This window comes from Asticcacaulis aquihabitans, from assembly GCF_032490435.1.
GTDB lineage: Bacteria > Pseudomonadota > Alphaproteobacteria > Caulobacterales > Caulobacteraceae > Asticcacaulis.
The window spans coordinates 716,645-728,171 of record NZ_JAVGWM010000001.1 but is presented as its reverse complement, the minus strand read 5'-3'; the positions used below and the strand labels follow the sequence as shown (position 1 = coordinate 728,171).

General features: G+C 57.7%; 15 protein-coding genes. 11 read left to right on the top strand and 4 right to left on the bottom strand.

Translation table 11 applies throughout. The annotated features are described in order from the left end of the window. Positions 1-5 precede the first annotated feature (5 nt). Genes RCJ00_RS03560 through RCJ00_RS03550 form a run of 3 tightly spaced genes read left to right on the top strand, consistent with a single transcriptional unit; the run spans position 6 to position 2,487 of the window. Positions 6-380, top strand: a complete 375-nt coding sequence (locus RCJ00_RS03560; protein WP_316220310.1) for a hypothetical protein — start codon at positions 6-8, stop codon at positions 378-380. After that, complete coding sequence (locus tag RCJ00_RS03555; protein WP_316220309.1) at positions 352-2,085, top strand: Na+/H+ antiporter; 1,734 nt, start codon at positions 352-354, stop codon at positions 2,083-2,085. Before RCJ00_RS03560 ends, RCJ00_RS03555 begins: the two co-directional genes overlap by 29 nt. 24 nt (positions 2,086-2,109) lie before the next feature. Beyond that, positions 2,110-2,487, top strand: a complete 378-nt coding sequence (locus RCJ00_RS03550; RefSeq protein ID WP_316220308.1) for a hypothetical protein — start codon at positions 2,110-2,112, stop codon at positions 2,485-2,487. A gap of 70 nt (positions 2,488-2,557) precedes the next feature. On the opposite strand, the gene RCJ00_RS03545 is transcribed toward RCJ00_RS03550, so the two are convergent. Then, complete coding sequence (locus RCJ00_RS03545) at positions 2,558-2,920, bottom strand: VOC family protein (RefSeq protein ID WP_316220307.1); 363 nt, start codon at positions 2,918-2,920, stop codon at positions 2,558-2,560. 103 nt (positions 2,921-3,023) lie between these two features. Between RCJ00_RS03545 and RCJ00_RS03540 the strand changes: the two genes are divergently transcribed. Next, the gene (locus RCJ00_RS03540; protein ID WP_316220306.1) at positions 3,024-3,584 is read left to right on the top strand and encodes a TetR family transcriptional regulator; all 561 of its coding nucleotides are present in this window, start codon (positions 3,024-3,026) and stop codon (positions 3,582-3,584) included. Between the two features lie 15 nt (positions 3,585-3,599). Here the strand turns inward: RCJ00_RS03540 and RCJ00_RS03535 are convergent, their stop codons facing one another. Then, positions 3,600-3,902 (bottom strand): winged helix-turn-helix domain-containing protein, encoded by a 303-nt coding sequence (locus RCJ00_RS03535; RefSeq protein ID WP_316220305.1) that lies wholly within the window; start codon positions 3,900-3,902, stop codon positions 3,600-3,602. Continuing rightward, complete coding sequence (locus RCJ00_RS03530; protein WP_316220304.1) at positions 3,899-4,348, bottom strand: hypothetical protein; 450 nt, start codon at positions 4,346-4,348, stop codon at positions 3,899-3,901. The genes RCJ00_RS03535 and RCJ00_RS03530 overlap by 4 nt, the downstream gene beginning before the upstream one ends. Before the next feature lie 626 nt (positions 4,349-4,974). Between RCJ00_RS03530 and RCJ00_RS03525 the strand changes: the two genes are divergently transcribed. The 7 genes from RCJ00_RS03525 (at position 4,975) to RCJ00_RS03495 (ending at position 11,032) form a co-directional block, all read left to right on the top strand. After that, the gene (locus RCJ00_RS03525) at positions 4,975-5,514 is read left to right on the top strand and encodes a hypothetical protein (RefSeq protein WP_316220303.1); all 540 of its coding nucleotides are present in this window, start codon (positions 4,975-4,977) and stop codon (positions 5,512-5,514) included. After that, the gene (locus RCJ00_RS03520; RefSeq protein WP_316220302.1) at positions 5,511-7,652 is read left to right on the top strand and encodes a LamG domain-containing protein; all 2,142 of its coding nucleotides are present in this window, start codon (positions 5,511-5,513) and stop codon (positions 7,650-7,652) included. Before RCJ00_RS03525 ends, RCJ00_RS03520 begins: the two co-directional genes overlap by 4 nt. Positions 7,653-7,717: 65 nt before the next feature. After that, on the top strand, positions 7,718-8,524 hold the full coding sequence (locus RCJ00_RS03515; protein ID WP_316220301.1) for a hypothetical protein: 807 nt from the start codon (positions 7,718-7,720) through the stop codon (positions 8,522-8,524). A gap of 43 nt (positions 8,525-8,567) precedes the next feature. Further along, complete coding sequence (locus tag RCJ00_RS03510; RefSeq protein ID WP_316220300.1) at positions 8,568-9,674, top strand: acyltransferase family protein; 1,107 nt, start codon at positions 8,568-8,570, stop codon at positions 9,672-9,674. 282 nt (positions 9,675-9,956) lie between these two features. Further along, complete coding sequence (locus tag RCJ00_RS03505; protein WP_316220299.1) at positions 9,957-10,262, top strand: hypothetical protein; 306 nt, start codon at positions 9,957-9,959, stop codon at positions 10,260-10,262. Next, a complete protein-coding gene (locus tag RCJ00_RS03500) occupies positions 10,259-10,705 on the top strand; it encodes a D-Ala-D-Ala carboxypeptidase family metallohydrolase (protein ID WP_316220298.1) in 447 nt (148 codons plus the stop codon). Before RCJ00_RS03505 ends, RCJ00_RS03500 begins: the two co-directional genes overlap by 4 nt. A gap of 24 nt (positions 10,706-10,729) precedes the next feature. Next, positions 10,730-11,032 carry a hypothetical protein gene (locus RCJ00_RS03495; RefSeq protein ID WP_316220297.1) on the top strand — a complete coding sequence of 101 codons (303 nt, stop codon included), beginning with the start codon at positions 10,730-10,732 and terminating at the stop codon, positions 11,030-11,032. 14 nt (positions 11,033-11,046) lie between these two features. Here RCJ00_RS03495 and RCJ00_RS03490 read toward each other — a convergent pair whose 3' ends face one another. Continuing rightward, a complete protein-coding gene (locus RCJ00_RS03490) occupies positions 11,047-11,364 on the bottom strand; it encodes a hypothetical protein (protein WP_316220296.1) in 318 nt (105 codons plus the stop codon). Positions 11,365-11,527: the final 163 nt, after the last annotated feature.

Genomic DNA, 11,527 nt, shown 5'->3' with positions numbered 1-11,527 from the left:
CGCCAGTGAACCGGTCATTGCCAGTTATTGCTGTGGCGATTGCGGGTGCGCTTATGGGCGGGTGCCAGAGCGTGGCGGCCGCCGGGTCGTCTGAGCCGGCGACGGTCAATATGGACGATGCGCAAACGCGGGCGGCGGTGACGGCGGTTCTGGCCAAGGCTTTGCGGCGGGCGCATGTCGAGCTGGGGCCCGGTGCGTCGGCGCAGACGCAGACGGTGAGCGTTTTGCCGCCGCCGCCGGGACCTTATGAAACCCATTCGATGGCCATGCCGGTCTTGTTCGATATCGTGAAAGCCGGCGGTACGTGCCGCGCGGTGCGGCGCGATACGCAGGCGGCCTATGATCTTAGCGGTGTCGCCTGTACGCCAACAGGACGGTAAAACAGCCTTCGTGCTTGGCTTTTCGTGGTTGCTTGCCCGGCGCGGCGCGGGCTATAGATTCGGCATGGAAAGCGTAACTCTGTCCTTGTTTCTGATGGTCGCGGTTGTGGCCAGCGGATGGTTGTCGCGGCTGTCGCCGGTGTCGGTGCCGACGCCTTTGGTCCAGATCGGTCTGGGGGCGCTTATCGCGGTGACGACCGGAGCGGCGGTCGATCTAAAGCCCGACGTTTTCTTCCTTTTGTTCCTGCCACCGCTGCTGTTTTACGACGGGTGGAAGATCCCCAAGGAGGGGTTGTTCCGCGACAAGGGGACGATCCTGCAGCTGGCGCTTGGGCTTGTCGTGATGACTGTGCTGGGCGTGGGGCTGCTGATCCGGTGGATGATTCCGGAAATGCCGTTGGGCGTGGCGTTCGCCTTGGCCGCCATTTTGTCGCCGACCGACCCGATTGCGGTATCGGCGATTGCGACGCGCGTGCCTATCCCCAAGCGGTTGATGCATATTCTAGAAGGGGAGGCGCTGCTTAACGACGCGTCCGGCCTGGTGTGCATGCGGTTCGCGGTCGCAGCCGTGCTGACGGGCAGTTTTTCGCTGGTCGATGCGTTCGGCACCTTCCTGTGGGTGGCGGCGGGCGGGATCGGCATCGGGGTGGCCGTTACCTGGGTCATTACGCGGGTCAAGGGGATGATTTCGCGCCGCATCGGTGAAGATACCGGAGCGCAGGTGGTTATCAGCCTGCTTATCCCGTTCGGGGCCTATCTGCTGGCCGAAGAGGCGCATTGTTCGGGCATTCTGGCGGCGGTGGCGGCGGGCATCACCATGAGCTATGCCGAGCAGACCGGGCAGGTCATGGCTGAAACGCGTGTGCGGCGAAACGCGGTGTGGGACACAATCCAATATACGGCCAATGGCATTATCTTCGTCTTGCTGGGCGAGCAGTTACCGAGCATTGCGGCGCGGGCGGCCAATGTGGTGCGGCTGACCGGGCATAGCGATCCGTTATGGTTGGTTGGCTATGTCGTCGCCATCAATTTGGCGCTGATTGCGTTGCGGTTTGTGTGGGTGTGGGTGGCGTTGCGATTCACGCTGTTCCGGGCGGCGCGCAAGGGGGTGGCTGTGCGGCGACCCAGCCTGAGGCTTGTCGCGGCGACGTCCCTGGCCGGGGTGCGCGGGGCTATTACCTTGGCCGGTGTTTTGACTATTCCGTTCCTGCTGCCCGATGGGACGGCGTTTCCGGTGCGCAACTTGGTCATATTCCTGTCGGCGGCGGTGATTGTGGTGTCGCTGGTGCTGGCCAGTGTGGGGTTGCCGTTCCTGCTGAAGGGGCTGGAATTGCCGCCGGAACCGCAGGCCCAGGCCGAGGAGGATGCGGCGCGGGCCGCCGCCGCCGAGGCCGCCATTGCAGCCATAGAGCATTTCCAGAAGGCAATGGCGGTTGGCGGACGCGAAGGCGAGCTTTATGGCGAGGCCGGGGTGCGGGTGGTCGATCTGTATCGCCGGCGGATCGACGGCCAGCATCTGAGCGGGGCAGAAGGGGCGCGGCTCAAGCGGTTGGAGGAGGCGGAGCGGCGGCTGCGGCTGACCGGGATTCGGGCTGAGCGGGAGACGTTTTATAGCCTCAGCCGGTCGCGCGCCCTATCCGATGAGACGATGCGCAAGCTGGTGCGGGAGGCTGATCTGCTGGAAGCCCGGTTGACGAGCGGGTAGGATGGCGTGTTGATACAGGCGGAGTTGGAAGCCGAATTCGGCTGCTCTTTGGTGCAGGTTTACTCGGACAGCCATGTTCTTGTTTGGCTGGCCGACGACCGGCGCGCGGTCCGGTTGGTTTTGACCTCCCGGAATATGGAAGCGCCGCAAAACATGGAATGGTACCAAACCGTTGCAAGGGGCGCCTTAATGGATGCCGTGACCTTTGTGCTGAAGCGGACGGATAGGCTCATCGAGGAAAAAGCTGGCCGCACGGGGGCAGGCGTTTCCTATCGCCTTGTGGCGGAAAATGTCTCCATCACAGACCGCAATTTGAAAGCTATAGCTTACGATCCGATAGGGCTGGAGCAAGTCAGGCATAAGGTGAATAACACGTTCGAGCGGGCCGTCGGCTGGACGTGATGTGTGGCGAGCAGGCCCCGTTCGTTTCTTTTCGCTTGGCGCTGAGTGGGGCGACTGGGTTTTAGTCCGCCTAGTCCATTTGGGCGAAAAAGAGCAGGATACCCGCCGGGTCGATGACGTGGGTGGCTAAGGCGCCATAGGCTTCGCGGCGCGGCGGGCTGACCTTCACTTCGTCGAAGCCGCCTTCGGTTTTTACCCGAAGGGCGGTTTCGTACCAGGCCTGAGCGTCATCGACGATCAGGTGGAGCATGGTGTTGTGGGCCCAGGTTTCGACGAAGGCGTTTTGCAGGAACAGATGGGAAGCGCCCAGTTCCATCAGGGCCAGGTCGGCGTCCTGATAGACGGAGGTCCAGCCCAGGCGGGTGTAAAAGTCGATTGAGCGGCGGAAATTCTGTGTCGCCAGGAAGGGGCGCTGGTCAAGTATGGCGGGCATGAGGGGCTCTTTGGCGTGGTGGTTGGCGGACAGTAGCAAAGGGGATGCGCCGTGCCTCCAAACACGGTATGGTATTTGTCCAATACTGGACAAAAGGGCGTATATGTCTGCTGAGGAACCGTTAGATCGCCGCCAGGGCAAGACGCGTCAGGCGATCCGTAAGGCCTTTATCGAATTGGTGTTCGAACGCAACTATCCGGCGGTGACCGTTGCCGCCGTGGCGGCGCGCGCCAATGTGGGGCGTTCGACGCTGTATGAGCATTTTCGCACCAAGTCCGACCTGCTGAGCGATAGTCTGGCTGAGCCGATGGCCGCTCTGGCGTCCGTGATCGGGGCGCGCGATGTGCCGAGCCATCTGGGGATGTGGTTACGGCATTTTCGCGATAGGCAGGCGCTGGCGCGGATGCTGTTTCACTTGCCGGCGCGAGACGTCATGTTGGCAGTGCTGACTCGGCATATCGAAGGGCGATTGGTGCGGCTGGCGGAAACAAGCGGTCCGGTGGCGCTTCCGCTGGGGTTGCTGGCGGCGCAGGTTGCCGCCGCGCAACTGGCTTTGCTGACGCCGTGGATTCTGGGGCAGGTCGCCATGTCGCAAACGGTTATGGCCGAGGCCTTGCATCGGACGAGTCGCGGTCTGGTCGGGGCGATGATGGATGTGGCGTGAGGGGCCTTCTACCTGTCAGGTGAGGGGTGCGGAGGCCGCCAGGCGATTCAGCTCGGCGACGTGGGCGGCGAAGGCGGTGCGGCCAGCAGAGGTCAGGGATAGCCATGTTCGGGAGCGGCCGTCGCGCGCGGTTTTGCGAATGGCGACGTAGCCTGCGTCTTCCAGCAGCCTGATATGTTTCGACATCACGGAATCGGAAACGCTGATGGTATCGCGCAGGGTGGCGAATTCGGCCGTATCGACCGATGACAGGATGGCGCAGATCTGTAACCGTCCGGGAGGGTGGATGACCGGGTCGAATATGGGGCTTTGCATCATGGGACGGGCGTCATTTCGCGGCGATGGACGTGCCGCCACAGGCGTGATCCGGCCAGGGCGATGACGAAGCCGGCGGGCGCCAGCATGAGGGCGAAATCGGCGTGTCCGTTTCGTGTGGCGGCGACGGATACCAGCATCAGCAGTGCGATACAGGCGGCAATGCCGATGGCGACCCAGCGTGCCTTTTTCGGCGTCAGGGGGCGGATCCACATGCCGTGCTGACCGGCCCATGCGCGCGCCAGCCAGCCAAGGCACAGCACGCAGATACCGATGCCCAGAAGGCTTATCCCATTAGGCAGGGCTTCACTTGCCACCATGCTGGCGGCTAGGAGCGCGTAGACCAGGTCATAGCGCCAGCTATGGCGGGAAAACGCGTCGGCTGCGGCGACACGGGCGGTTTGGATGGCACGCAGGGCATCTTCGGGGGAGGTGGGGTGTTCGGGCATGGCGGGCTCACTTTCCAGTTTGGAAAGTATAGTGACTTTCCATATTGTCAAGTGGTAAGTTTCCGTTTTGGAAAGTGGGGATGGACTTCGCCATGAGACCCGGTTAGCGGTCAGGCCGCGACGCTTCGGTCGTATGGTCGAGGTTGATCAGGTCGGACCGGAAGCGGATGCACCGCGCGGTATTCGGCAGGGTTGGGGGGGGAGGCACATCGGGGACTTGTCATTGGGTGCGGTATCTCCTTGGCCGTATTAAGCATGGTGCGGGGGCGGGGCTAACGCACGTCCTTGGTTATCCGGGACGGTAAATCCGCGTCGAACGGATCGATGCTATTGATGTATTCATGCTGAAGCAGGGCGAGTGGTTGCGGCCTTAAGGCCCCCACCACCAACGCGCTGGCGCGCGTCGATCCCCCGCCCCACAGGTGGGGCGGTATAGGTGGATTGAAAAAAGTTCACGGTATGTTCTATTTTTCGATTGACGGAACGTTCGAAAAATGAGACAAATATGCAGGGTCGGAGATGAACGCCCACACATTGAAAAGAACAGCCCGCAGCCGTGATTGGCGCGGGCTTTTTATTGCTCTTCAGGCTACCAGCCCACCTGATTTAACGGAAATGCAAACACCATGGCCAGGGGCGTAAAGCGAAACAACGCTGGGCTCAGCACTGGATCGGGCGATGCGTCTCTGGGCGACGTGCGGGCTGTTGCTGCGGGCCATGGCGAGGCGGCGATTGCCACCCTTTACGACATTATGAGCGATGCCGGTCAGACCGCCACGGCGCAGCTGGCGATGGACGGGGTGGCAGCACGGATAAACGCGACGCCGTTGGCATCATGGTTTTTTTCGGACGCCAAAACCGGAGCTATAGGCGTCAATATTGTTTCCGGTGTCTATGTTGATGCCGGCGGTTTGCCGCGCGATCCAGTTGGGGCGCGCATTGTGCCGGGGGCATATATGGATGTGGCGGGTCAATTGCGTGATCCACTGCCGATTTTCTACATCGAGGCACCTGTCCTCAACGCCTTACTCGGGCCACTGGATTTTGCTCCATTGCGGGCGCCAACTGATAATGCACCGCTGATTTACGAATTGCCGCCGGTTACCAGCGGCTGGAATGACCTGTCCATTTGGGACGATACTCAACTATGGAGTGACGACGCATGACAATTGCACGTTTTGGCAATGGTGAAACCTTCGGCTCGATTCGAGCCCGGCTGAATGAAGTTCTTCAGATCGTTGACCCGATTGTCACCCCACCCAGCTACCCTTGGGATATCGCGGTCGATCCCAATGTGATCATCAGTCAAACGGAAATCGCCCCTGGTACGACGTATGCGCATATCAAGTTCACTCTTGATCGGCAGCCTTGGCGTACTGTGCGCCTGTTCTTCAGAATCGCTAATGGACCCCAGGTTGGTTTTAATTACAATTTACTGCAATCGACGCTTCCGTACATGGCGATGTGGAATCCTGGTGACGATCTTGATTGCTATGTTTCTATCCCGTTAGCAGGTACCAATGCTAACAGCATCACTGGTTGGAAGTTCCAAGTTTCAGTCGCTGGAACTTTGGGTTCTTCGGGCTTTGTTGGGGCTGAAGCGGGCAATGCTTTCTTCGTAAACGTTGTGGATGTCCCGTCAGTGCCTAACGTCCTTCCCGGTACGTTGCCATTCCACCGTAGACCGCTCAAACTCCAATTGGGTGCGCCGTCCTATGACGAAGATATGGCAAATTTCGCTTGGTCGCGTCTTGGCGTTAAGCCGAGTGTTGGCGCCTGCTGGCGCACGAGTCTGCAATATGGTGATGGTCCCGCGAACGCCAATGAAAAGGGCCTGTACGCCAACGAAGTGACCTATCCGGGCACGGACGCACACATTAAAGGCACCGACAGTGCTGGGCGCCCTTATGTTCGTATGCATACCAAGAGGTATTCGGGCGCGCCGAAAAACCAAATCGACATGTCGGGTAATTCGACGACAAATTTCTGGCAGTATCAGGGCTCCTGGCTTTCGGGACAGACTATCGACGCGCTGTGCAATGAAACGGGCGTGTGGGAATTGGAATTCGTCTCTCCTGACCGCACGTATGCCTGGTCTGCGCACTGGATGATGGGAGTAAATCCAACAACCCATGCCACCGTTTGGCCACCGGAAATTGACGTTTTTGAGCATTTCAACGGCGTTTATGGCGCATGGGATACGGCTCAGCAAACGTCTACGACGCTTCATGCGGGACCGTTTGGCGGGGATCGTAAACTTGCCAAGGGCATGGGCACCTTGCTCAAGTACATGGGCTTCGATGCGGGCATCAATCTGAACCGCGAGATCCACAAAAGCCAATGTCATGTGGGTGCTGATTATATCACGATCTTCATTGATGGCATCGAAATCTGCCAGTTCCAACATATTCTGAAGCCGCCGAAGACAACAGATACCAAGCTATTTCATCCGGTTTTGGATGTGGCTGTAGCCACCCCGACCGTGGACGAGGCCTATGACCAAGGCAGCGGCGATATGCTTGTGTATGGCTACCGTTACTACCCGCTTTCTCAGGTGACATTGCTCGATCAAACGGACGCTAAGCCGTGGGCCAACGGCAAGAAGACGCCTGACCCGGCTGCATCTATGTTTCCGCCCAAAATCACGACGTCAGCGACTCTGGCTATGGGCGAAGACCGCGCTGTGTCGTATCAACTTGCCGCGAATTCAACCTGTACCTGGGCATTGGAAAGCGGCGGTGCGGATAACGCACTATTCTCATTGACCTCCGGCGGTCTGCTTACGCGTGATGCCCTTAACTTCGAAGCGCCAATCGACGCCAACACAGATAACGTCTATGAAATTCTAGTCCGAGCGACGGATACGGCCTCTGGCTCTACCGTTGCAAAGCTGCTCAAGTTGACCATTCAGGACCGACCTGAAGGCCCAAGGCCGGAGCAGTTGAAGGCTGATCAGGCCAACTTCGTCGTGCCCCCTTGGACGGGCGGTACATTTACCGATCAGGCTGATGGTTACCGCAAAGTCAATGACAATGCGACTTACCGCTGCAACTGGAATGCCGGTGTCGTGTCCACTCCATATGACGCCTGGATACAGTCAGTCGAGGTCTATAACCCAACCGGTGCTGCTATTAATTGCATCCTGTTCCAGCAATACGACGAAGTCGTAAAACAGCAAAGCATTGCGGCCGGCCAAACCGCCATTGTGTCAGGTGTCACTTCTAACTCCTATACGCGCGGTATCGGCATTAAGGGGCAGGGCCTTTACCTCAGAAATATGAGCGTCACGCCACAGTATACTTAAGGAGAACATCATGGTCGAACCACGCGTACTCAACAGCGCAGACATTCAGGCGGCAGGGGGGGGCATTGGACGCCTCACTTAAACCGGTAGCGAAGTCTGGCTCCTACGCCGACCTTAACAATAAACCAACACTTTTCGGCGGGAACTACGCGGACTTAAGTGGTAAACCCACCTTGTTTAGTGGGGTTTATGCCGATCTTTCCGGCAAGCCAGCACTAGGAAGCGCGGCCTCTAAAGATGTCGGCGTCACTGGTGGCGTAGCCTCTTTTGATGATCCTTGCATTGGGTCAAGTGGTGGGACGTTTCCCAACAGGAGACACGGGTACGTCTCCGGCTACTATTACCCGGCACTTCGCACGGTTCGTCAGGACACTGCATACACAGTGGCCGCAAACACGTTATATGCATCGCCGGTTCTTATCGAAAAAGATATGACCATCGCGGCTCTGGTTCTTTCAGTCTCAAGCGGTGTAGCTTCCACGCATGGCCTAGTCGGTATCTACTCGGACAACGCCGGAAAGCCAGGAAATAAATTGTTCGAGGCGCCTACGGCATTTAATACGGGAATAACGGCAGACGCTGTTGAAGTCGCGCTTTCGTCGAACCAGACTTTGGTTGCCGGTGTCTATTGGGCGGTCACGCTATTTGATGGGGCGCCCGGAATACGGGGGATTGGCAATGGATACGTGGAGACGGCGTATCTAATAGGCGCAGGCTCTGCTTACAATGTTCTGTATGTCTCTGGCTCTGCTCCCTCGGGCTATGTTCAGACCGCTAGCCAAACCTATAGCGGAGGCTTGCCAGCAACATTCGGCGGGGTCAGCACACGTTACGGCGCTGCAACCCCAGCGGCAATTCTTAAGGTCGCGTAACAACGTAAGTAGAATTTTCATATGTTCAAATCAGACTGGGTGAATGCAGCACACCCAGTCAAAATATGACTTCATTGATATTGTCCGAACGATCGCGGCTTTTGCGGTCGTCATATCGCATATTCAGCAGATTGTGATTGATCGACCACTATCTGCCGGGATTGTCAATCGCGTTCTTAGCTTGGCGACTACGCAGGGCGAAAACGCAGTTGTCGTGTTTTTTGTAATCTCGGGGTTCTGGATCATTCGTAGCGTGACCAGGTCTGCAGAGGCCTTTTCTTGGGGCGACTATATGCTGGCGAGGTTGTCCAGGCTTTGGGTTGTATTGTTGCCTGCGCTGGTTTTGGGGGGAGCAATTGACTTCATCGGAGATAGGTATTTTCCGTCTGCGCTTTACAATGGCATACAGGGTGCGGTTTCTATAACTCGACCCGTAAGTCAGTCTCTTGATCCATTAACCTTCCTTGGTAATGTTATTTTTCTGCAGGGTTGGCTGGTGAAGACCTTCGGATCGAATGGCGCACTTTGGAGCCTAACTTGTGAGTTCTGGTATTATGTGTATTTCCCGGCGCTTTGGCTGGCTTGGAAGTCAAAAAAAATCCACCTGATAGTTCCTACACTGGCACTATTGGCCGTCATTCCAGGCTTGCATCTTTTTGGTATCTGGCTGCTCGGAGGCGTGGTTTACTACTTTGCTGAAAGGAAGGCGCTAAGCCTTAAAATCTCAAGTCTTCACGTATTTGGAAGCCTGATCATTTTCGTGATAAGTCTGGGCGTTGCCAACCTTTTGGACGAGCATAAAATCATTGCCAATTCGTTGGTTGGCATTTCTTTTGCTCTCGCTCTCTATTGCGCATTGGCCGCGAAACTGAACGTTGCCAAGGTGTTGGTACCTGTTGCTCGGTTTGGTGCGTCTTCATCGTATTCGTTGTATGCCGTGCACTTTCCATTGATTGTGTTTGTGCTGAACTTCATTGTACCCGAACACCGCATGGCGGCAAGTTGGTCCAGTTGGCTACTGGTTTTCGGGGTCCCTGTTCTGGCAGGTCTGTACGGGTACGTTTTCTCGATGACGACCGAAGCGAATACCGAAAAAGTGAAAGCGTTCATTAAGGGCAGGTGGCTAGGCTTGAACAAATCCACAAGTTGACGTAGCGGCCTGTAAGGCGGCCCAAGTCAGTGCGAGGTTTACAACTGCATGACGTTAGGTGGTTGCTTGGTCTTAGCCTCTGACGATAAATGTCGTGGTAGCGGCCAAGCCAAGTTCTTGAGATGTTGCCTAACTAGTTTCCGTATCGAGGCGTTTAAGTGCTTTTGGATTATTGGCTCCTTGCCAGCTCTATCTGACAGTATTGCATCTCCAGCCATGACCAAATCCCATTTTCAACCGCCGCCCTTCACCGGGCGGCTTTTTTATGCCTGAAAGTCTCCCATGAACCGTACCTATGACACGCTAGACGCCATTGTCGTCATCGGCGCCATGCTGATCATCGGCAGCGGGGTCGGATCGCTGATGTTCTTCGATCCGCCGCAAAACAATTTGCCCATTATTGCCAGTCTGCTTGGAACGTTGCTCGGCACCATTGTCGGCGGCTATGCCGGCTTCCGGTGGGGCGCGTCTCAGGGGCAGGGCAGTTCGCAAGGCAATTTCCAGACCGCCCAGGCCGGCGCCGGGCGCGCCACCCTGTCGGCGACATTGGAATCCACCACACCAACCCAAGAGGACACCAAGCCATGACGTGGAGCGCTCACTATTTCACGCTGGACGAATTGATTCATTCCGACACGGCGGTGCGTCGGTCGATCAGCAATGTGCCGCCGCCGGCAATCGTCAACCGGTTGAAAAGCACGGCGGTCAGCCTGGATGCCGTGCGGCGGTTGCTGGGGCGGCCAATATTCGTATCCAGCGGGTATCGCGGTCCGGAACTTAACCGCATCGTCGGCGGGGCGGACAGTTCCGCCCATACGCAAGGTTATGCGGTCGATTTCACCAGCCCCGATTTTGGCAGTCCGCTGCGCGTCGCCGAAGCCATTCGCGACAGCGGTATCCGCTATGATCAACTGATCCACGAAGGGACGTGGGTCCATCTCAGTTTCGATCCGCGCCAGCGCATGCAGACCCTGACCGCCCGTTTCCGGCCGGGCAAGCCTACCACCTACGACACGGGGCTTCACGCCTGATGCCGTGTCAAAGGAGAGTGCGTCATGGCGCTTGATGCCGATGCGTTCGGTCTGGTCATGACGTGGCTTCTGACCATTGCCGCCGCGGTTATATGGGCGGTGCGTCAGGAAGGCCGGATCAACCTGGCCAATGAAAAGATCGCCAATCTGAGCGACCGGCTGAATACCGCCACGGCTGCTCTGGCGCGCTTTGATGAAGCCACCCAGGCCCAGGTCGAGGAATACCGCCGTCATACCGACGCCAAGATTGATCAGTTGGGCGCCAGCCTTAGTCAGAAGCTGGAGCGGGTGTTCGACAAGCTGGACCAGAAAATGGACAAGGCCTGATTTGGCCTGACGCTCTAAGCCTGGCGGGAAAAGGCTTCGTCGCTGGTGATGGGGAAGGGGGCGGTATAGCCGTTCCGGTCGATGCCAATGAAAACGCTTTTTAACATGAGCGGCTTTATGACGATCGGTACGCCGTCTGTCAGTTCCAGCCTTTGCTGGCGCCAAGCGTCCGGCGACTGACCGACACGTTCGCACAGGAGCCGGAAATCCGCTTCGGCCAGATACAGCGTCAAGCTGCGAATACCCCGTCCAGTGGCGGTATTCAGGTCGGCCATAAGTCGGGGGAATATGCGTTCCGCGGGTGTTTCGGCGTGTATCGGGGCAGTGGTCATTCTGATATCTCCTCTGCGAATTTTCGCGCGAATTTTCGCGCGAATTTCTGGCGCGACCTTCCGGCGTGTTCTTATTTTGTTCCTTTTATGGTGGTGGAGTCAAGGATAGCGTTACCGTTTATTGGGGATAGATGAGACGGTGATTTGGAGGCGCGCGTGATTA